Annotated in this window: 20 protein-coding genes; 9 read left to right on the top strand and 11 right to left on the bottom strand. The window is 63.0% G+C overall.

Annotation, left to right across the window (positions count from 1 at the left end):
- Positions 1 to 224: 224 nt before the first annotated feature.
- The 4 genes from ACODSP_RS22345 to ACODSP_RS22330 form a co-directional block, all read right to left on the bottom strand.
- The gene (locus ACODSP_RS22345) at positions 225 to 536 is read right to left on the bottom strand and encodes a hypothetical protein (RefSeq protein WP_102112291.1); all 312 of its coding nucleotides are present in this window, start codon (positions 534 to 536) and stop codon (positions 225 to 227) included.
- 479 nt (positions 537 to 1,015) lie between these two features.
- Entirely contained in the window at positions 1,016 to 1,330 is a 315-nt protein-coding gene (locus ACODSP_RS22340; protein ID WP_488967750.1) for a hypothetical protein, read from the bottom strand.
- A gap of 556 nt (positions 1,331 to 1,886) precedes the next feature.
- Positions 1,887 to 2,852: a malate dehydrogenase gene (gene mdh / locus ACODSP_RS22335; protein WP_488967749.1), complete on the bottom strand. Its 966-nt coding sequence runs from the start codon at positions 2,850 to 2,852 to the stop codon at positions 1,887 to 1,889.
- A 269-nt stretch (positions 2,853 to 3,121) separates the two neighbouring features.
- Complete coding sequence (locus tag ACODSP_RS22330) at positions 3,122 to 4,501, bottom strand: pentapeptide repeat-containing protein (protein WP_488967748.1); 1,380 nt, start codon at positions 4,499 to 4,501, stop codon at positions 3,122 to 3,124.
- Positions 4,502 to 4,871: 370 nt separating this feature from the next.
- Between ACODSP_RS22330 and ffh the strand changes: the two genes are divergently transcribed.
- From ffh to rplS, 7 genes are all read left to right on the top strand, one after another.
- Positions 4,872 to 6,230 (top strand): signal recognition particle protein, encoded by a 1,359-nt coding sequence (gene ffh, locus ACODSP_RS22325; RefSeq protein WP_488967747.1) that lies wholly within the window; start codon positions 4,872 to 4,874, stop codon positions 6,228 to 6,230.
- Positions 6,230 to 6,577 carry a hypothetical protein gene (locus ACODSP_RS22320; RefSeq protein WP_488967746.1) on the top strand — a complete coding sequence of 116 codons (348 nt, stop codon included), beginning with the start codon at positions 6,230 to 6,232 and terminating at the stop codon, positions 6,575 to 6,577. The genes ffh and ACODSP_RS22320 overlap by 1 nt, the downstream gene beginning before the upstream one ends.
- On the top strand, positions 6,574 to 7,698 hold the full coding sequence (locus tag ACODSP_RS22315; RefSeq protein WP_488967745.1) for a GNAT family N-acetyltransferase: 1,125 nt from the start codon (positions 6,574 to 6,576) through the stop codon (positions 7,696 to 7,698). Before ACODSP_RS22320 ends, ACODSP_RS22315 begins: the two co-directional genes overlap by 4 nt.
- A gap of 98 nt (positions 7,699 to 7,796) precedes the next feature.
- A complete protein-coding gene (rpsP, locus tag ACODSP_RS22310) occupies positions 7,797 to 8,144 on the top strand; it encodes a 30S ribosomal protein S16 (protein WP_054170517.1) in 348 nt (115 codons plus the stop codon).
- Positions 8,145 to 8,206: 62 nt separating this feature from the next.
- The gene (rimM, locus tag ACODSP_RS22305) at positions 8,207 to 8,839 is read left to right on the top strand and encodes a ribosome maturation factor RimM (RefSeq protein WP_488967744.1); all 633 of its coding nucleotides are present in this window, start codon (positions 8,207 to 8,209) and stop codon (positions 8,837 to 8,839) included.
- Positions 8,836 to 9,666, top strand: a complete 831-nt coding sequence (gene trmD / locus ACODSP_RS22300) for a tRNA (guanosine(37)-N1)-methyltransferase TrmD (protein ID WP_488967743.1) — start codon at positions 8,836 to 8,838, stop codon at positions 9,664 to 9,666. The genes rimM and trmD overlap by 4 nt, the downstream gene beginning before the upstream one ends.
- 5 nt (positions 9,667 to 9,671) lie before the next feature.
- The gene (rplS, locus tag ACODSP_RS22295) at positions 9,672 to 10,067 is read left to right on the top strand and encodes a 50S ribosomal protein L19 (RefSeq protein ID WP_488967742.1); all 396 of its coding nucleotides are present in this window, start codon (positions 9,672 to 9,674) and stop codon (positions 10,065 to 10,067) included.
- A 227-nt stretch (positions 10,068 to 10,294) separates the two neighbouring features.
- Here rplS and ACODSP_RS22290 read toward each other — a convergent pair whose 3' ends face one another.
- From ACODSP_RS22290 to ACODSP_RS22265, 6 genes are all read right to left on the bottom strand, one after another.
- Positions 10,295 to 10,972: an ABC transporter permease gene (locus tag ACODSP_RS22290; RefSeq protein WP_488967741.1), complete on the bottom strand. Its 678-nt coding sequence runs from the start codon at positions 10,970 to 10,972 to the stop codon at positions 10,295 to 10,297.
- Positions 10,973 to 10,985: 13 nt separating this feature from the next.
- On the bottom strand, positions 10,986 to 11,699 hold the full coding sequence (locus tag ACODSP_RS22285; RefSeq protein WP_488967740.1) for an ABC transporter permease: 714 nt from the start codon (positions 11,697 to 11,699) through the stop codon (positions 10,986 to 10,988).
- A gap of 32 nt (positions 11,700 to 11,731) precedes the next feature.
- Positions 11,732 to 12,913 (bottom strand): glycosyltransferase family 4 protein, encoded by a 1,182-nt coding sequence (locus ACODSP_RS22280; RefSeq protein WP_488967739.1) that lies wholly within the window; start codon positions 12,911 to 12,913, stop codon positions 11,732 to 11,734.
- A gap of 34 nt (positions 12,914 to 12,947) precedes the next feature.
- Complete coding sequence (locus ACODSP_RS22275; protein ID WP_488967738.1) at positions 12,948 to 13,328, bottom strand: DUF6165 family protein; 381 nt, start codon at positions 13,326 to 13,328, stop codon at positions 12,948 to 12,950.
- Positions 13,329 to 13,351: 23 nt separating this feature from the next.
- Positions 13,352 to 14,224, bottom strand: a complete 873-nt coding sequence (locus ACODSP_RS22270) for a transporter substrate-binding domain-containing protein (protein ID WP_488967737.1) — start codon at positions 14,222 to 14,224, stop codon at positions 13,352 to 13,354.
- A 74-nt stretch (positions 14,225 to 14,298) separates the two neighbouring features.
- Positions 14,299 to 15,093, bottom strand: a complete 795-nt coding sequence (locus tag ACODSP_RS22265; protein WP_488967736.1) for an ABC transporter ATP-binding protein — start codon at positions 15,091 to 15,093, stop codon at positions 14,299 to 14,301.
- Positions 15,094 to 15,269: 176 nt separating this feature from the next.
- Here ACODSP_RS22265 and ACODSP_RS22260 point away from each other — a divergent pair, with 176 nt between their 5' ends.
- Together ACODSP_RS22260 and ACODSP_RS22255 are read left to right on the top strand one after the other, a co-directional pair.
- Positions 15,270 to 16,238, top strand: a complete 969-nt coding sequence (locus ACODSP_RS22260) for a hypothetical protein (protein WP_488967735.1) — start codon at positions 15,270 to 15,272, stop codon at positions 16,236 to 16,238.
- Positions 16,239 to 16,283: 45 nt separating this feature from the next.
- Positions 16,284 to 17,243, top strand: coding sequence for a TIGR01459 family HAD-type hydrolase (locus ACODSP_RS22255; protein WP_488967734.1), 960 nt, complete (start codon positions 16,284 to 16,286; stop codon positions 17,241 to 17,243).
- Between the two features lie 219 nt (positions 17,244 to 17,462).
- On the opposite strand, the gene ACODSP_RS22250 is transcribed toward ACODSP_RS22255, so the two are convergent.
- A complete protein-coding gene (locus ACODSP_RS22250) occupies positions 17,463 to 18,770 on the bottom strand; it encodes a pentapeptide repeat-containing protein (protein WP_488967733.1) in 1,308 nt (435 codons plus the stop codon).
- Between the last annotated feature and the right edge of the window lie 108 nt (positions 18,771 to 18,878).

Raw genomic sequence — 18,878 nt, 5'->3', positions numbered from 1 at the left:
GATATGCGGAATTTTGCACGGGTTCACGGGCGCCTTCACGATACGAAATGGCGCAAACCCTTGCAGCGCAACAAGAGCCTGCCGCAGATGCGGTAAGCACGAGCGTCAGGTGCAAGGGTGCCATGTAACGGCGACAGGACCACTACGTCTGTCACCTGCCCGTGAAATGTCCCACTGGCCGGCCCCAACATACCTGAAGCCGGCCAGTAAGACATATGTATGGGTCAACCGCCCCGGCCCTTGAAGGCCTTCAACTGCTTGTTGAAGTTGGCGGCCAGCTTCTCCATGCGCTCGGTCGACTTGTTGTAGCTTTCGATATCCATCTTACCGCGCTTGCCCTCGGCGGTCAGACAGGCCTGATACTCCTCGGTGGCGGCGATGTAGGCCTTCACGGCCTTTACGGCATCCGCCATCTGGGTCTCCGACGCGGTGGCGCCGTCAGGCAGGGTGGGCGGATCACCTTGTTCACAGGCGGCCTGTGCGGCACCGGTAAACAGAATCATGGCGATGGCGGTAGACAGGATTGCTTTTTTCATCGTTTGACACCCCAAAGAACAATAAAATTTTAGATATCGGAATCGTCTTTGATGCCCGCGCATCAACCACGGCCCGTTATCCAGGTTTTATTGGGTGCCAAGTTATCCCCAACTGACTAATTATTGGGCAATTATGCCCTTATCTCCCTAAACTTGTTGTGAAGGATAAAATCTTCACGCCTGCCCGTCAATTACAGCTGCGGCGGGATGACATGGTAAATGCATGCGCCAGCGTCGGGCGGCCAAAATGAAAAGCCCGCGCCGGTTTCCCGGCACGGGTTCTCGTAACAGCGCCTGCTCAGCGAAGAGCGGGTGGCGGCAGAAACCTGGAGCGTATTTCCGTTGACCGGAAACACGCTCCATCCGTTCGTTTTCCTCAAGCGCCGGCGCGGCATCCGCCGCTTGGCTTCACGCCGCATGTGCGGCGCGGCGGCAGTCGCCGCCGGAGCTGTTTTCGGCAAACCGTAAACAGCTCTATATCAGCCGTTGCGGGCCTTGAAGGTCTTCAGCTGCTTGTTGAAGTCGGCGGCCAGCGCTTCCATGCGGGCGGCGGACTTGTTGTAGGCTTCCATGTCCATCTTGCCACCCTTGCCGGCGGCTTCCAGGCAAGCCTGATATTCTTCGGTCGACATGATATAGGCCTTAACGGCCTTCATGGCTTCGGCCATCTGTTCCTGGCTGGCGGTGGCGCCATCGACCAGAGCCGGCGGGTTACCCTGTTCGCAGCCAGCGGCGAAAGCGGAGGTGGCGGTCAGGGATAGCAGGGCGGTGGCGAACAGCAGGGCGGTCTTCATGGGGTGTCCAATTCCTTACGATGGCGTGTTTGTCGGTGCGATGGGGCGGGGAGGTGCCAGCAAAGGCGCCAAGCCGTCAACAGAAATCGCACCCTTTTGGGCACGTGCCACTGTTGGCCGCATGTCTTTACTGACCTTGTGACGCCACCTTGTCAGAACGACTTGGCAACGCCACCAAATTAACTAGACACTTCATGGGATCGCCACAGCGACAGCGCGATCAGCGCGTTTTTATTCGTGGCGTCCGTCTGATGGAGCGGACTATACGGGCGACCCGTAACCGAATGGTTAAGAAAACGACCCAAACCTATACTTTCGTACCGCTGTGATGCAGATCAGTTTTGCAACAGAAGCAAAGATCACAGGTCAAGCCATGCAGTTTCTTTATGGATATTTGGCCTGTATTTTATGAAATTATTTATAAAGGCAGCGGGTATTGACAAAAAATGACCAACGGGCGCTGTCCGACGGAAACAAAAAACCCCGCCCGGATGGCCGGGCGGGGTTTTGTGCCGGAAGGGCTGGAAACCAGCACCTTCTGATAAAGGTAAAGGGATCAGCCTTCGGCCGAAACCTTCTTGGTCACGTCGACCAGAACCTTAACGGCATCGACCGACTTGTCGAAATTGGCCTTCTCCTCGGCGGACAGGTCGATCTCGATGATCTTTTCCACGCCCTTGGAGCCGATGATGGTCGGCACGCCGATATAGAGACCGTCTACGCCATACTGACCGGTCAGTTTGGCAGCCACCGGCAGAACGCGCTTCTTGTCGCGCAGGAAGCTCTCGGCCATGGCGATAGCAGAAGCAGCCGGGGCGTAGAAGGCGGAGCCGGTCTTCAGCAGGCCGACGATCTCCGCACCGCCGTCACGGGTGCGCTGCACGATCTTGTCCAGCTTCTCCTGCGTGGTCCAGCCCATCTTCACCAGGTCGGGCAGCGGGATGCCGGCCACGGTGGAGTAACGGACCGACGGGACCATGGTGTCGCCATGGCCGCCCAGCACGAAGGCCGTGACGTCTTCGACCGACACGCCGAACTCTTCGGCCAGGAACCAGCGGAAGCGGGCGCTGTCCAGAACGCCGGCCATGCCGACGACCTTTTCAGGCGGCAGGCCCGACACTTCCTGGAACAGGCCGACCATGGCGTCCAGCGGGTTGGTGATGACGATGACGAAGGCGTTCGGGGCATGTTCCTTGACGCCGGCGGCCACGACCTTGATGACCTTGGCGTTGATGCCGACCAGATCGTCACGGCTCATGCCCGGCTTGCGCGGCACGCCGGCGGTGATGATCACCACGTCGGCGCCGGCGATGTCGGCATAGTCGGAGGTGCCCGAGTAACCGGCGTCGAAACCGGCGACCGGCGACAACTCGGCGATGTCCAGCGCCTTGCCCTTGGCAACGCCCGCGAAGTCGGGGATGTCGAGCAGGATGATGTCACCGAGCTCCTTCTGGCCGGCCAGCAGGGCCAGCGTGCCACCGATCTGGCCGGCGCCGATCAGCGCGATCTTCTTGCGTGCCATGGGAATTTCCCTTCGATTTGGTTCGGGTCAGGAAACAAGATTACGTTTGGATCATCCGGCTGCACCTTTCCTTAGCTGCAATGCGGGATGACCCTGGGCGGCGTGATTAGCGTGAAACAGCCGTTCGGGCAAGCCGACAAGGGTCGTGGGTGCGGGGTGGCAGGCCAGCGCCTGACGCAAGGCCCATATGCGGCGCTGCGGCGGGAACGGAATAGGTGACGGCGCAGCCTTAACTTCGCGGCATTCCGCGCCGTCTCACACCTTATATATTATAGATCGTCCAGTTCAGGCAGGATCAGGTCCCTGGCCCCGGCATGGCGCAGGTCGGTGGTGTTGGCACCGTCCAGCGCCAACTGGGTGCAGACGGCGCCCGACATATCGGCGCTGATCAATTCCGCCCCGCCCATGTCGGTCCGGATCAGGCTGGCCCGGGTGAAGACGGCCTGCGTTGCCTTGGCCTTGCGCAGGTTCGCGGCCCCCAGGTCGGCCCCGTCGAAGCGCACACGGTTCAGGTTGGCGGGCCACAGCCTTGTGGCGTTGCTTTGTATCTGTACCGGCCCCAGGTCGGCCCGGACCAGGACGGCCCCCGAACAGGTGGCCCGTTCCAGGCTGGCGCCGCGCATGTCGGCGGCGGTCAGGTCGGCATCACGCAGGTCGGCCAGCGACAGGTCGGCCATGGCCAGCGTGGCACCCGACAGGTCGGCCCCGCGCAGCATGGTCCGGTGCAGCAGGGCCGCGGACAAGGTCTGTCCCGACAGGTCGCGGCCCGACAGGTCCACGCCCGACAGGTCGGCTCGGACGCCGTCACGTCCCTGGCTGTCCACCCAGATGCGATGGTCGGCCAGGATCTGTTCCAAGGGCCTTCCATCGCTGGACAATTCACGCGACAGGATGGCCCCGTCCAGATTGGCGGCGCGGCGCGTCACATCATCCATGATGACGCCGATCAGGTCGGCACCCAGGAAGCGCGTGGCATTCAGTTCGGCCCCTGTCAGATTAGCCCCCGACAGCCTGGCCCCCGACAGGTTGGCTTCCCGCAGATCGGCACCCGTCAGGTCGCAGCCCGTCAGGTTGGAATTGGACAGGTTGGCGCGCACGAACTTGGTCCCGCGCAGGATGGCATCCGTCAGGTCCGTCTGCATGACGAAGGCGTTGGATATCTTGGCGCGCGACAGGTCGGCGGCCCGGATGGTGGCAACCGACAGTTCGGTATTCACCGATACCGTCTCAAACTCATGTGCGGCGATGTCGCCATTCTTTCGGACATGCATGATGGTGCCATCACGCAGGTCGCTGTCGGACAGGATGGCCTCGGTCAGGACCGCGCCGCGCAGACAGGCACCGCGCAGATCGGCCTTGCGCAGGTCCGCCCCTTCCATATTGGCCAGACGCAGATCGGCGGCATAGAGCGTGGCGCTCGACAGGTTCGCCCCCTCCAGCCGCGTGCCGAACAGCTTGGCCCCCGACAGGTCGGCATCCGACAGGTCGAACCCCGACAGGTCCATATGCGACAGGTCGCGCAGTTTCAGGTTGGCGCGCGCGCCCCCGGCCTGCCGGCGCAGAAAGGCCTGATGCCGGCTCAGCACGCCTTGCAATTCCGCAACACTGATCCGCGACCGGTCCGGGCCCCGCCCGATCTCGCCGCCCATGTCCCCACCCCATTATTACGGGATATTCAAAGCAAGATGACGATCCACAAGGATCACCCTAGCATTAAGAAGACGAAAGTGAAGATTTCGTATAGCCGGACAGGGAGACTATTACGGAAGTGGGTATCGGACCATCATGCCTGCATCCTTGCGTGGCATGCGGGTGCCGGAACCCTTCATCCCGGACCGCCACATTGACTCTCGGCCCCTGCCGCTGTATCAACTCGGCCACCCTGCATTGGGTAGAAATTCGGCACCGAGGTGCCCCGCCGGTCCGCGAGTGTCGCGCACTGGCGCTTTTGCGTTTGGGCATGTCCCATCCACAAGGGCGAAAACGGGGTGGCCAAGGCACCGGCATGGAAGGCAACGGATGTTCGACGGACTGACGGGACGGCTTGGCGATATCTTCGACCGCCTGCGCAAGCGCGGGGCGTTGACGGAGGATGACGTCAACGCGGCACTGCGCGAAGTGCGCATCGCCCTGCTTGAGGCCGACGTCGCCCTGCCCGCCGTGAAGGCCTTCGTCACGGGCGTCAAGGAAAAGGCCATCGGGACGGAGGTGCTGCGCGGCATCAATCCCGGTCAGATGGTCATCAAGATCGTCCATGACCATCTGGTCGAACTGCTGGGAAGCCAGGTCGAGGATCTGAACCTGGAGGCCGTGCCCCCGGTTCCCATCCTGATGCTGGGTCTGCAGGGGTCGGGCAAGACCACGACATCGGCCAAGATCGCCGTCCGCCTGAAGAATCGTGACAAGAAGAAGGTGCTGCTGGCGTCGCTGGATACCCGCCGCCCCGCCGCACAGGAACAGCTGCGCATCCTGGGCGAACAGACGGGCGTGGCCAGCCTGCCCATCGTTCCCGGTCAGCAGCCGGTGGAGATTGCCCGGCGCGCCATGGAAGTGGGCCGCCTGGAAGGGTTCGACGTCGTCATCCTGGACACCGCCGGTCGTCTGGCCATCGATGAGGAGTTGATGGACGAGGTCGTGGCCATCCGCGACGTCGCCAAGCCGGCGGAAAGCCTGCTGGTCGTCGACGCCATGACCGGTCAGGACGCCGTCACCGTCGCCACCAATTTCAATGACCGCGTCGGCATCACCGGCATCGTCATGACGCGTATCGACGGCGATGCGCGCGGCGGTGCCGCCCTGTCCATGCGCCATGTCACGGGCAAGCCCATCAAGCTGATGGGCATGGGCGAAAAGACCGACGCGCTGGAGCCGTTCCACCCCGACCGTATCGCGGGCCGCATCCTGGGCATGGGCGACGTGGTCAGTCTGGTGGAAAAGGCCGCCGAAAGCATCGACAAGGAAGAAGCCGAAAAGCTGGCGCGCAAGCTGGAAAAGGGTGGCTTCGACCTGGAGGACATGCTGTCCCAGATGCGGCAGATCCGCAAACTGGGCGGCATGGGCGGGATGATGAACCTGCTTCCCGGCATGGGGAAGATCAAGGAACAGCTGAAAAACGCCAATATCGACGAGAAGATCCTGGACCGCCAGGAAGCCATCATCCTGTCGATGACCAAGAAAGAGCGTAAGAAGCCCGACATCCTGAACGCATCGCGCCGGCGCCGCATTGCCACGGGTGCGGGCGTGACCGTTGCCGACGTGAACCGCCTGATCAAGCAGTATCAGGACATGTCGGAAATGATGAAGAAGATGCGGAAGATGGGCCAGAAGGGCCTGCTGCGGCAGGGCCTGGGTGCGCTGATGCCCAAGGGCATGCGCTGATGTCCGTCACCGCCGAAACCCTGATGCAGCGTTTCTCGCTGGACAGCCTGTGGTTCGACGCCACACTGGCGGCCTTGCTGCACGGCGTGAACAGCACCCTGTTCGCCGCCGTCCACCGCGACGGGCCGGCCCTGCGCCGTCTGGCTGGGCTGCTGGGTTTCGTTGGTCTGACGGTAGCGCTGTCGGCCCTGGCCGGGCGCGGCTGGGCACTGGGTCTCATTGCGGCATCCACCGCCTTCGTCTTTTATTTCCACGCTGTCTGGCTGCCCAATCATGGTGTCAATGGCTGGACGGGGGAGCCGCGCGACCGGTTCCTGTCTCTGACCCGACGGAAGAACCGGGCATGAATATTCAGGTACGCAACCAAGCCGCCCCGGAACACGCTACGCTGCTGACGCCGCGTCTGGTACTGCGCCCGCTTTCCTGGGCCGATACCGATGCCATGCACACCATCCTCAGCGATGCGGAGACGATGCGTTACTGGTCCCATCCGCCCGTCACCTCCGTCGAGGAGACGAAGGCGTCGATGGAAAAGGCGCTGGTCGAGGATGACACGGTCCGTACCTGGGCCGTCACCACGGATGGCCATGCCTGCCTGGGCTGGGTCACGCTGTTCGGCGTGCGCGATGGTATCGGCTGGGTCGGCTATATCCTGTCGCCCGCAGCAAGGGGCAAGGGCTATGGCGAGGAAGCGGTGGCCGGCGCCCTGAACCATGCGTTCGGCGCCTGGGGCCTGCACCGCGTCGCCGCCAATATCGACCCGCGCAACCACCGTTCGGCGGGTCTGCTGCTGCGTCTGGGTTTTACCTGGGAAGGCACGCAGCGTCAGGACTTCGTCTATGGCGGCACCTATCTGGATACCGGCGTCTTCGGCATCCTGGCGTCCGACTGGCAGAAGCGGCGGGAGAACCCACCGACCCCGCTGCCGACGCTGCGCCATGGTCCTGCTATTCTGCGCCCGTTGAAGGCCAGCGACGCCGATGCGATGCACGCCGCCTATGGCGATCCGGACAGCATGCGCTACATGCCGCATCAGGCCCATGACAGCATCGAACAGACGCGCGACAAGATGCTGTCCATGGCGTCGGGCGCGCGGTCGGGCTGGCATTGGGCCATCACCACCGATGGCGGTGAATGCCTGGGCTGGGCCCTGCTCCTGAAGGAGACGCCGGCGCAGGTCAATCTCGGCTATATCCTGACGCCCGCCGCGCGCGGCAAGGGCCTGGCCAAGGCCGCCACCGCCGCCATGCTGCGCTATGCCTTCACGGTTCTGAAGAAGAATCGGGTGGAGGCGGAGATCGACCCGCGCAATGCCGCCTCGGCCCGCGTGCTGGAAGCCAATGGCTTCGTACGCGAAGGCATCCGCCGGCAGGGCTATGTTCGCCTGAGCGGTGAACTGGTCGATAATTGTCTTTACGGAATCCTGGCGTCCGAATGGGCGGCAGCGAATGGCGGGGATGAAACATGACCCGCCACAAGGAACATCGCCGCCGGGGCTGATCTGATCCCGCGACGATTATCTCTCAACCCAGATCGTTTAACCTTTTGTAAGCAAGGAAGATCAACATGTCCGTCAAGATCCGTCTGGCCCGTGGTGGCTCGAAGAAGCGCCCGTTCTACGCCATCGTCGTTGCCGACAGCCGCGCCCCGCGCGACGGCGCCTTCATCCAGAAGGTCGGCACCTACAACCCGATGCTGGCCAGCGACCATGCCGACCGCGTCACCCTGAACGAAGAGGCCATCAAGGGCTGGCTGGCCAAGGGCGCCCAGCCCACCGACCGCGTCGTCAAGTTCCTGGCCAAGGCCAACCTGATCGCCACCCCGGCCATCATCGAAAGCCCGAAGAAGTCCGCTCCGAAGGCCAAGGCCCAGGAACGCGCCAAGCTGGCCGCCAAGGCCGCTGCCGCTGAGTAAGTGACTGTCACGCCCCTCCCCCATCCGTGGGGGAGGGGCGTTTTTATTGAGAGAGCAGCTTGATGACCGACCGCATTTGCGTGGCCCAGATCATCGGATCGCACGGGGTTCACGGCCGCCTGCGGGTGAAGAGCTTCACCGCCGATCCCGAGGCCGTGTTCGAGTATAACCCGCTGACCGACGAAGCCGGCGCCCGCAGCTTCACGCTCCGCATGACCGGGATGGGCAAGGACCATTTCCTGGTTGAAGCGACGGGCGTGAAGGGCCGCGATGCCGCCGATGCGCTGAAGGGCGTCAAGCTGTTCGTGCCGCGCGACCGGCTGCCGGGTCTGGAGGATGAGGACGAGTTCTACCACGCCGATCTGATCGGCATGGAAACCGTCACGGAAGGTCCAGAAGGCGACGCTGCCTTTGGCACCATCAAGGCCATCCATGATTTCGGCGCCGGCGACGTTCTGGAAATGGTGCATGTGTCGGGCAAGACGGTGTTCATCCCGTTCTCCCGTGCCGTCGTGCCCGTGGTGAACGTCAAGGCTGGCCGCGTTGTGATCGACCCGCCCGTCAACCTCTTCACCCCGGCCCGTCCGGACCCGGAAGAGCTGGCGGAAATGGGCGGCAAGCTGTCGCTGGATGACGAGCCCGAGGGGGAAGAGCCCGAGGGTGAGGAGACCGGCGAGCAGCCGACAGCCCCATGACCGAGTCCATCGCCCCGTTCTGGCACGTCACTGTGCTGACCCTGTTCCCGGAGATGTTTCCGGGGCCGCTGGGGCTCAGCCTTGCGGGAAAAGCGCTGGAAAAGGGCACCTGGACGCTGGAAAAGCTGGACATCCGGTCGTTCACGCGCGATAAGCACCGCTCCGTGGACGATACCCCGTTCGGCGGCGGTCCCGGCATGGTCATGCGCCCGGATGTGCTCGATGCAGCCATCCGTGATGCAAAGACCAAGCAGGAGGCAGCCGGACTGAAACCGGGCCGGATCGTCTACCTTTCACCGCGTGGACGCGTGTTGGACCAGGCGCTGGTGCGAGAGATCGCCAGCGAAGGGACCCTGACATTGCTGTGCGGGCGGTATGAGGGGATCGACGAACGGGTGATCGAGGAACATCACCTGGAGGAGGTCTCCTTGGGTGATTTCGTGCTGTCCGGTGGTGAACCGGCGGCCCTCTGTCTGATCGACGCCGTGGTCCGGCTTTTGCCGGGTGTCATGGGGAACGTCGAGACGGCGGGGGAAGAGAGTTTTGAGCGGGGGTTGCTGGAGTACCCCCATTATACGCGGCCACCCGTTTGGAATGGCCGTGCGGTGCCGGAGATCCTTTTGTCCGGTCACCATGAGAAGGTCCGGGCTTGGCGGCTCGAACAGGCGGAAAAGATCACGCAAGGCCGACGGCCCGACCTGTGGTCCGACTACCTGGCAAGCCGCCCGGCCCCAAAGGTGAAGAAACGCCGAGCCCGTCGGGTATCGGCCGAGCCAACCAAAACCACCGCGATCCCGGACGGGAACGGTGGCAGTAGTGAAGGATGAGTACCATGAACATTCTGCAGAAGCTGGAAGCCGAGCAGGTTGCCAAGCTGTCCGAAGGCAAGAAGATCCCCACCTTCTCCCCCGGCGACACCGTGAAGGTGAACGTGAAGGTCACCGAAGGCACGCGTGAGCGTATCCAGGCCTATGAAGGCGTTGTGATTGCCCGCAAGAATGCCGGCATCAATTCCAGCTTCACCGTCCGCAAGATCTCCTACGGCGAAGGTGTGGAGCGCGTGTTCCCGCTGTTCAGCCCGCGCGTTGACAGCATCGAACTGGTCCGTAAGGGTCAGGTGCGTCGCGCCAAGCTGTATTACCTGCGTGGCCTGACCGGCAAGTCCGCTCGTATCGCCGAGCGTACGACGGGCCGTGGCATGAAGAACGGCCGCTCGATCCCCGAGTGATCGTTTTCGCCCCAGGGCTGAAATGGAACACCCCGCCGGAGAGATCCGGCGGGGTGTTTTGTTTTTGGGGTTGTTCCCTCACCCTCCCAAACGCTGGCGCGTTCGGGTCCCTCCCTCTCCCACTGTCGTGGGCGAGGGGCGATATCAAGCCCACCATGAAACTCTGCCCCTCGCCCGCTTGCGGGAGAGGGAGGGGCCCGTCGGCGTCAGCCGATGGGGGGTGAGGGTTACCCCGCCGCCGCATTCTTCCGCTCCGCCCAGCGCACGCCCTGGGTGATGGCAAAGGTCATGGCCAGATAGATGGCCCCGGCGATGATGAACATCTCCACCGGCTGAAAGCTGCGGGACGCGATGGTGCGGGCGGCACCTGTCAGTTCGATCAGGGTGATGGCACTGGCCAGCGAGGTGGCCTGCACCATCTGGATCATCTCATTGCCATAGGCGGGCAGGATGGTGCGCAGGGCCTGCGGCAGCACGATACGGCGGTAGAGCAGGGGGCGCGACATGCCCATTGCACGGGCCGCCTCGATCTGGCCGAAGGGGACGGCCTGAATGCCGCCACGCATGATTTCGCCCGTATAGGCGGCGGTGTTCAGCGTCAGCGCGATGATGGCGCACCAATAGGCCTCGCGCAGGACGGGCCACAGAAAACTCTCCCGGATGCCGGCAAACTGCCCCAGCCCGTAATAGATCAGGAATATCTGCACGAGCAGAGGGGTAGAGCGGAACAGGAAGACGTAACCGCCCGTCACCCCCGATATGACCCGGTTTGACGACAGCCGCCCGAACGCCACCGCCAGGGCCAGCACGAAGCCCAGCGACAAAGACAGCACCACCAGTTGCACCGTCACCCAGGCGCCAGAGAGAAGGGCCGGCAGGGAGGCGAGGATCATATCGATATTCATGGCCCGGTGCCCCTCAGTTCGTCACGGCGCGGCGCACGCCGCGTTCGGCCCGCCGCGACAGGGCGCGGAACAAAGCCTCCGAACAGGTGGTCATGATCATGTAAAGGATGGCGGCCGTCAGATAGAACAGGAAGGGCTGGCGTGTGGACTGCATGCCCAGATAGGCCTGACGCATCAGTTCGGCCAGCGACACGACGGAGACGAGGGTCGTGTCCTTCAGGGTCATCTGCCAGACATTGCCCAGGCCGGGCAGGGCATAGCGTAGGGCCTGCGGCACCAGGATGCGGCGCAGGATCAGGAACCGGCCCATGCCCAGGGCGCGGGCGGCCTCCAACTGTCCCTTGGGCACCGCCCCCACGGCACCCCGGATCACCTCTGTGGCATAGGCGGCGGACACAATGCCGACGGCGGTGACGCCGACCGCGAAGGAGGACAGTTCCACCGGGCCGGCATAGCCGAACAAGCCCGCGACCCAGCCGATCAGCCCGGACCCGCCAAAGAACAGCAGCCAGATGACCAGCAGGGCCGGCACGCCGCGCACGATGGTGGTGTAGGCGGCGGCAAGCCAGCGCACGGGTGCCGGCCCCGACAGCTTGGCGGCGGCCACGCCCGATCCGGCCAGGATGCCGATCAGATAGGCCAGAATGGCGACAGCCAAGGTCATGCCGGCCCCCCGGGCGATCTCATCCCCCCATCCGTCGCTGCCGAAACGCAGAAGATCAAGCATCAGGACTTATCCGGTCGCAGGAAGGGGAGAGGTCAGCGCAGGCAGACATCGACAAACTCAGCCGCGAACTGATCCCAGCGGCGATTGCCCAGGACCCAGTCCGATCCTTTCTTGCCGCGCGCACGGGCGTCGTCGCGGTTCTGATAGGCAAATTCCATGGTTTCCAGCAGTTCTTCCACGTCGCTTTCGCCCCAGTAGCGGCGTGCCTCCGCATCATTGACGATGGGGCTTTGCCGCGACAGCACATAGGTGCGGTCTTCCCCGATCAGGTCCAGATGGCCGGTATTGGCCGACAGGATGACGGGGACTCCACAAGCCATCGCCTCCATGGCCACCAGATTGGTGCCCGGTTCGCAGCGGTTCGGGAAGATGCCCAGGTCGCAATTATGCAGTACCTGCGCGATTACCTGGCGTGACAGGAACCCGCAATTGAAGAAGGACCCTTCCGGCAGGCCGTTGGCCCGCAGCCAGCCCGCTTCATCCATCCCTTCCGGTCCAACGACAGGGGGAACGGCAAGAACGGTGCTTTCCCGCAATGTCAATGCCGTGCCCGGCCAGAAATTGCCCCAAGCGGTTACCAGCAACGCATCGGGATGGCGCTGATTGAACGCGCGGAAAGCAGCCACGACCAGATCCTGTCCCTTACGGAACTCGGTCTTTCCGCCGGAGAAGACAATATAGCGTTGGCCGAACATGCCATTCCCGACACCGGGAAAGACTTCAACGGGATCCACCCCCTGGAACACGCAGTCAGAGGCGATCCCGTGATCGGCCAATACCTGCTTGTTAAAGGTCGAATGGATGACAACCTTGGAATAGGATTTGGCATCGCTGACAGCCTTGCCGGACAGCGCGGTGCCCGTGAAGGCGCCGACGCCGACATTGCGGTCTCCGAAGAAGGACTGTTCTTCCAGCGAAGGCTGCATCATGCCGCCCAGTGCATAGAGCACCGTGGCATCGGGAATATGCAGCCGCCGGCCTTGGGCCTGCAGCGTTGTCACCACCTCTTCCAGTCTCCGTGAGGCCTCGCCCACTGGTCCCAGCAGGGCCTGGTTTTGCGGCCGCATCGTTTCCATATCCGGGGGCGAGTAGAGAACAGGAGAGCCACCTATCCGCAGCAGGTGCAGGCAGGTATGGACCCCCACCAGCCCCCAACCATGGATTTCGGTCAGGCGCCAGTTCAGGATGAAGGGGTTTTTAAGCGGATCGCTCAAGACGCACATCCTTTCGGCATGGCGCAGTCACGGCTCAGCAATAGGATTTTTCCTCAACGATGCTGGCGCCCAGCAGATCGTTGATTTTCCGCTTCACCGCGGCGCGGCGGTCATTGGTAAAATAGACGGCGCGGGCCAGACGGATGAATTCCGCGCCGAAATCGCTCCGCTTCTCACAGATACGGATATCATCCTCGATGACCCACAGGTCCTCGTTGATGGCCTTCAATTCGGCCCGCAGCGTGTCCAGTTCGGCCGAAGGCGGGATTTCCGCCTTGGCCGTGGCCTCCAGCACCTCATATTCGTGCCGGACATTCTTCAGCTTGGCGGGATCGCTGATCCGGGCCAGCTTGACCTCCAGGATCGTGATCTTGTCGATCAGTTCGCCTTCGCCGACTTCAACCTTGATCGTCATTTTATCTGCGCCCGTCCTTGGAATTACGGCATGGAACTGTCAAAGCCGAACCATTGCACCGACAGGTTCTTCATGGTGCCGTCGGCCTTCATCTCGGCAATGGCCTTGTTCAGGGCGGCCAGCAGTTCCGCGCGGTTCTTGGCGATGGCGACGCCCTGGCCACGCCCGAACAGGCCGCCGTCGAAACCGGGACCGAAATAGCTGAAATCCTTGCCCTCGGGGCGCTGCAGGAAGGCGTTCCAGGTGATGGCATCGGCCAGACCCACCTCGACCCGGCCCGTTTGCAGGTCCAGCGCCAAGTTCTCCTGGGTGTCGTAACGACGGATATCCACCACATCGGCCAGATATTTATCGACGAAATTGGCGTGGATGGTGCTGGTCTGCACGCCCAGCACCTTGCCCTTCAACAGCCCCTTGATCTTGTCGATGGCCGCCTGCTCGTCCGGGGTGATCTCGGTCAGGTCGATACGCTCGATCCCGTAATCGACATCCTGCAACGGGTTCGCGTTGGCAGAGACCAGATAGGCGGGCGTGGTCGTATAGCCGCTGGAAAAATCGACGGCGGCCATCCGTTCATCCGTGATCGACATGCCGGCGACGATGGCGTCGAAATGACCGGCCTGCAGGGCGGGGATCATGCCGTCCCAGGCCTGCGCCTGGAACTTGCACTCGGTCCCCATGCGCTTGCAGACATCCTTCATCATGTCGATCTCAAACCCGACCAGATTGCCGGACGCATCGACCATGTTGTAGGGGGGATAGGCGCCTTCCGTGGCGACCCGTAACGGGTTTGGGATGCCGCCAGGGGCCGGGGCCGCCTGCTTGGCGTCTTCCTTGCCACAGCCGGAGAGCGCCATCACGCTGGCCAGTGCCAGTGCCGCCATCAGCTTCTTCATACCTTCAACTCCCCCAGATACGCGGACCATGGCCGGGTGTCCCGGCTCGATACGGTCAATGGATTGCCTGTTACTTACCGCTGTCCCTCACGGGACAGGAACTGGCGGCACCGTTCCGACGACGGGTTGCCGAACACTTCCGCCGGTGTCCCCTGTTCTTCGATCCGGCCTTGATGCAGGAAGACGACCTTGTGCGATACCTCGCGCGCAAAGGCCATTTCGTGGGTGACGATCAGCATCGTCGCACCCTCCGTGGCCAGATCGCGGATGACCTTCAACACTTCGCCCACCAGTTCGGGGTCAAGGGCGCTGGTCGGTTCATCGAACAGCATCACCTTGGGTTCCATGGCCAGCATACGGGCGATGGCTGCGCGTTGCTGCTGCCCGCCCGACATCTGCGACGGATAGGCATCGCGCTTGGCCGACAGACCGACCTTGGCCAGCAGCGCTTCTGCCTTGGCGATGGCCTGATCCTTGGGCTGTTTCAGGACATGGACCGGCGCCTCGATGATGTTTTCCAGCACGGTCATATGGGTCCAGAGATTGAAACTCTGGAACACCATGCCGCAGCGCTGCCGGATGCGTTCCACCTGCCGTGCATCGGCGGGTTGGTTGCCGTGGCGGCCCTGCTTCATGGCGATCTGTTCGCCGCCGATACGCACCACCCCCTCATCGGGGATTTCCAGCAGGTTGATGCAGCGCAGCAGCGTGCTTTTGCCTGACCCGGACGACCCGATCAGGGCCACCACCTCGCCCTCGGCGGCGTTCAGCGACACGCCCTTCAGCACCTCATTGTCGCCGAAGCGCTTGTGCAGCGCCTCCACCTCGACGGCGGGGACCGGACCGGAAACGATGGGGGCAGACGACATCGGCATCCATTAAGGGCAATTCAAGGAATTCGTGCCAAGCTACCCCGCCAAGGCATGGCCGTGAAAGGGGAAATCCTGGGTTTCGGCACAGGCTTGGATTTGGGCGCGGCTGCATGATCGCGACCATGCTATCTCTTGCACAGCAAGTACGCAGTCTGACCGGAAACGACCCTCTCATGAGCCAAGGCATCCAGCCCAGCCCGAATCGCAGTACGCATTTCCTGTTCGAGCACAAGGTGTTCACGGTCGATGGCTGCCGCTTCGTCTGGTCCAAATCCGCCGAAGAGCCGGTGATGCGCTTTATGCTGGGCAAGGTCCAGGCCGAGGTAGCGCTGGACAAGATCTGCAATGAATTCAAGATCGACCCGAAAAGCTTCGACGGGCAGCTGATCGACATGGTCGCCAAGGGGCTGAAATATGTCCGTGAAATCCGTCCGGGCGACACGATCCCCAACGAACTGATCGACGGTTCCGCATCCTGGCGCGTCGATGACCGTCATTTCCTGATCGCCAAGGGCCGCCTGACGGTGCAGATGGTCACCTGGCTGACCGGCGGCGAGACGGTGGTGTCCAGCCCTGAACAGCTGGAACAGGTGGTGGAGGACCCCAACACCAAGGCCCGTGTGCGCGAGGCGTTCAAGATGATCGCCAACAAGCTCTCGCTGACCGGCAATGCCGAGGAGCAGGTGGAGAACCGTATCGACGCCCTGGCCAAGGAACTGTCCTATATCGAGGCGCTGCGGGAGCGGGCAGCCAAGCTGGGCAAGGTTCGTGTCGGGCTGGAGGATGCGCACCGCATCTATAAGAACGAGCGCAATCTGAAGGAAGAGATCGTGCGGATGCAGACCCTGTCGCTGCCGCCGATCACCGATCTGGAGGCGCGATTCGCGCAGGTCGACGCACAGACCGGCGAAATCCTGTCGATGCTGGCCAAGTTCGACAAGAACATCACCTATATCCGCGAAATGCGCGACGACCTGCACCAGACGCTGCTGCCCTGGGATGAGGTGCTGGAGGATTGGGAAGGCACCACCACGGAGAAAAGTCAGGCATTCGAGGCTGTGCTGAAGAAGACGTACCAGTTCCTGGCCCGCAACTATTCTCAGGCCAAGCACTGGCGTCTGGCGGCCCGCCGCGCCCCCTGATCCTGGTTGCGAGCCCGGCTTTTCCCCCTCTTGGGCACGGCTGCCATGCCCGGCCCAGCCTTGCCCTGGCGCCACGCCGCCGCCACCTTGCCCACCGCAACTATCGACACGGCAAGGCAAGGTCCCATGTCCATCCCGATGATCAATGGCCTGGAGGCCGTCGCCGACCGTTATGACGGTTTCATCCTGGACCTGTGGGGCGTGGTGCATGACGGGGTGCGGCCCTATCCGGGTGTCGTGGAGTGTCTGTCCACCTTGAAACGGCTGGGCAAGCGCGTCTGCCTTCTGTCCAATGCCCCCCGCCGCATTGCCGCCGCAGAGGCCAAGCTGACGGCCATGGGGGTGACGCCCGACCTCTATGACGCGCTCTACACGTCCGGTGAGGCCAGTTTCGAGGCGTTGCGCGACCGCAGTGACGATTGGCATGCCGCCCTGGGGCCGAAGCTGTTCCATATCGGCCCGCCGCGCGACAATGACGTCTATGACAGCCTGACGGACCGTGTACGTGTCGACAGCCCCGAACAGGCGGATTTCGTCATCAATACCGGCATCGACGCTTATGAGGAGACGCTGGCCGATTACGATCCGATCCTGCGCCGCTGTCTGGACCGGGGGCTGCCCATGCTGTGCGCCAATCCCGATCTGGTCGTGGTGATCGATCAGGAACTGGTGATCTGCGCCGGCGAGTTGGCCCGTCATTATGCGGAAATCGGCGGCGATGTCCGTTATCACGGCAAGCCGCATGCCCCCGTCTATCGCCGCTGCTTCGACCTGCTGGGCGGCATCGCGCCGGGCCGCATCCTGGCCGTGGGCGACAGTCTGCGCACCGATGTGGCGGGCGCCAATGCCGCCGGCATCGACAGCCTGTTCATCACGGGCGGTATCCATCGCGAGGAACTGGGCGCACCGCTGGGCACGCTGCCCGGCCCGGACATGCTGTCAAAGCTGATCGAGGCCAGCCCCCATCGCCCGACCTGGGCCGCCGCCGGTCTGCGCTGGGCCTGACTGATTGAGAGTGTGTCAGATTTAGGTTGAAGCGCCCCCAGTGTCATTCCCGCGAAAGCGGGAACCCAGCGTAGAGCGGCGTCCGCCCCGACATGAGTCATATCGGCGCTAACCGCGCCTCACGCTGGGTCCCGGCTTTCGCCGGGATGACGAAGAAAACGCGATTCCAGTCAATGTAAAACCGATCTAGAGCGTGATTCCGTTGACCGGAAACACGCCTCAGCTGAAATCATCGTCATCATCATCGGGGGCCGGCATGGTGGTCCCCGTGGTGATGGTGTCGGCCAGATTGGCGCCCCGGATATTGGCTTCCAGCAGGTTGGCCCCCGACAGGTCCGAGCCGCGCAGGTCGGAACCCGACAGGTTGACCCCGCGCATGGACGCGCGGGTCAGGCTGGCCTGAACAATGATGGTGTTGGACAGGTTGGCAGGCCATTTGCGGCCCGTGCCACGACCGTTCGGCCCCTTGATTTCCACCGACCCGATCTTTGCATTGTCCAGCTTGGCGCCCGAAAGGTTGCCGCCGCGCAGATTGGCGCCGTCCAGCGTCGCCCCCGTCAGGTCGGCGAAATTCAGCGCCGCCCCCGCCAGATCGGCCATCACGAACAGACAGTCGCGCAGCTTGGCGCCTGAGAAATTGACGCCCTTCAGGTTGGCCCCGCCGAGATTAGCGCCATTCAGGTCGATATGTGACAGGTCCTGGCCTTCCAGGTCGGCGCGTTCCCCCTTGTCGCCATTGCTGGTGATCCAGGCCTGATGCTGGGTCAGGATGCGCTGGATGGTGCCGGAGAAGGTTTCGGCAGACCGGCTGAAATTGGCGCCCAGCATGTCGACATTGGACAGGTCGACACCTTCCAGGTTCGCCCCCTGCAAATCGGCATTGCGCAGATTGGCCCCCGACAGGACGGCGCCCGACAGGTTGACGTCACGCAGCTTGGCGCCCATCAGATTGGCGCTGTTCAGGTTGACGCCGCGCATGTCGCAGCCGGCGAAGTTTGCACTTTTCATCACCGACCGCGCCATGTTGCAGCCGGCCATCTGCGCGCCCGAACAATCGGCCCCGACCAGCGAACATTCCGACAGGTCGGCCCCGGCCAGATTGGCGTTGGACAGCGTAGCGTCATCCATGTCGGCACCGCGCAGGTCCGACGGTTCCATCTTCACGCTGCCCGGTGCGCGCCGGTCCAGCAGCGCCCCGCCGCGCAGGTCGGCCCCGCGCAGGATGGCGCATTTCAAGCGCGCGCCGCGCAGATGGGCACCGCGCATGTCGGCATTGGTCAGATTGGTGTTCACCAGGATGGCCCGCGTCAGGCGCGCGGCGAACAGGTCGGCTGCCGTCAGGTTAGCCGCCGTGAAGTCGCAATCCGACAGGTTGGCGCCCGACAGCTTGGAATTCTGCAAATTGGCACCGGAGAAATTGTGCCCCTGCAGGTCGGCCAGGGCCAGCATGGCGCGGGCGCCACCTGTCAGCCGCTTCAGCCAGCGTTCATGCTTATCGACAACGGCGAGCAGTTCATGGGGTGTCATGATGGGCGGTGACCATTGAGCGAAAGATGAACTTTTCTTGACCGTGCCACAGGAGCGGCCATTTGTGTTAGATGGTTTCTTGACAATTCATGCAATCGCCATTGCCGG

The organism is Niveispirillum sp. FG156, from assembly GCF_057809555.1.
Note: the sequence above shows the minus strand (reverse complement) of the source record. Positions and strands in the feature narration are given on the sequence as shown.

Bases quoted from the DNA above. Each gene is read 5' to 3' on its own strand.
- ACODSP_RS22340 (WP_488967750.1), bottom strand. From the start codon at position 1,330: ATGAAGACCGCCCTGCTGTTCGCCACCGCCCTGCTATCCCTGACCGCC.
- ACODSP_RS22330 (WP_488967748.1), bottom strand. From the start codon at position 4,501: ATGGGCGGCGAGATCGGGCGGGGCCCGGACCGGTCGCGGATCAGTGTT.
- ACODSP_RS22285 (WP_488967740.1), bottom strand. From the start codon at position 11,699: ATGCTTGATCTTCTGCGTTTCGGCAGCGACGGATGGGGGGATGAGATC.
- ACODSP_RS22265 (WP_488967736.1), bottom strand. From the start codon at position 15,093: ATGTCGTCTGCCCCCATCGTTTCCGGTCCGGTCCCCGCCGTCGAGGTG.
- rplS (WP_488967742.1), top strand. From the start codon at position 9,672: ATGAACATTCTGCAGAAGCTGGAAGCCGAGCAGGTTGCCAAGCTGTCC.
- rimM (WP_488967744.1), top strand. From the start codon at position 8,207: ATGACCGACCGCATTTGCGTGGCCCAGATCATCGGATCGCACGGGGTT.
- rpsP (WP_054170517.1), top strand. From the start codon at position 7,797: ATGTCCGTCAAGATCCGTCTGGCCCGTGGTGGCTCGAAGAAGCGCCCG.
- ACODSP_RS22320 (WP_488967746.1), top strand. From the start codon at position 6,230: ATGTCCGTCACCGCCGAAACCCTGATGCAGCGTTTCTCGCTGGACAGC.
- ACODSP_RS22260 (WP_488967735.1), top strand. From the start codon at position 15,270: ATGAGCCAAGGCATCCAGCCCAGCCCGAATCGCAGTACGCATTTCCTG.
- ACODSP_RS22290 (WP_488967741.1), bottom strand. From the start codon at position 10,972: ATGAATATCGATATGATCCTCGCCTCCCTGCCGGCCCTTCTCTCTGGC.
- trmD (WP_488967743.1), top strand. From the start codon at position 8,836: ATGACCGAGTCCATCGCCCCGTTCTGGCACGTCACTGTGCTGACCCTG.
- ACODSP_RS22315 (WP_488967745.1), top strand. From the start codon at position 6,574: ATGAATATTCAGGTACGCAACCAAGCCGCCCCGGAACACGCTACGCTG.
- ACODSP_RS22270 (WP_488967737.1), bottom strand. From the start codon at position 14,224: ATGAAGAAGCTGATGGCGGCACTGGCACTGGCCAGCGTGATGGCGCTC.
- ffh (WP_488967747.1), top strand. From the start codon at position 4,872: ATGTTCGACGGACTGACGGGACGGCTTGGCGATATCTTCGACCGCCTG.
- mdh (WP_488967749.1), bottom strand. From the start codon at position 2,852: ATGGCACGCAAGAAGATCGCGCTGATCGGCGCCGGCCAGATCGGTGGC.
- ACODSP_RS22255 (WP_488967734.1), top strand. From the start codon at position 16,284: ATGCCCGGCCCAGCCTTGCCCTGGCGCCACGCCGCCGCCACCTTGCCC.
- ACODSP_RS22275 (WP_488967738.1), bottom strand. From the start codon at position 13,328: ATGACGATCAAGGTTGAAGTCGGCGAAGGCGAACTGATCGACAAGATC.
- ACODSP_RS22250 (WP_488967733.1), bottom strand. From the start codon at position 18,770: ATGACACCCCATGAACTGCTCGCCGTTGTCGATAAGCATGAACGCTGG.
- ACODSP_RS22345 (WP_102112291.1), bottom strand. From the start codon at position 536: ATGAAAAAAGCAATCCTGTCTACCGCCATCGCCATGATTCTGTTTACC.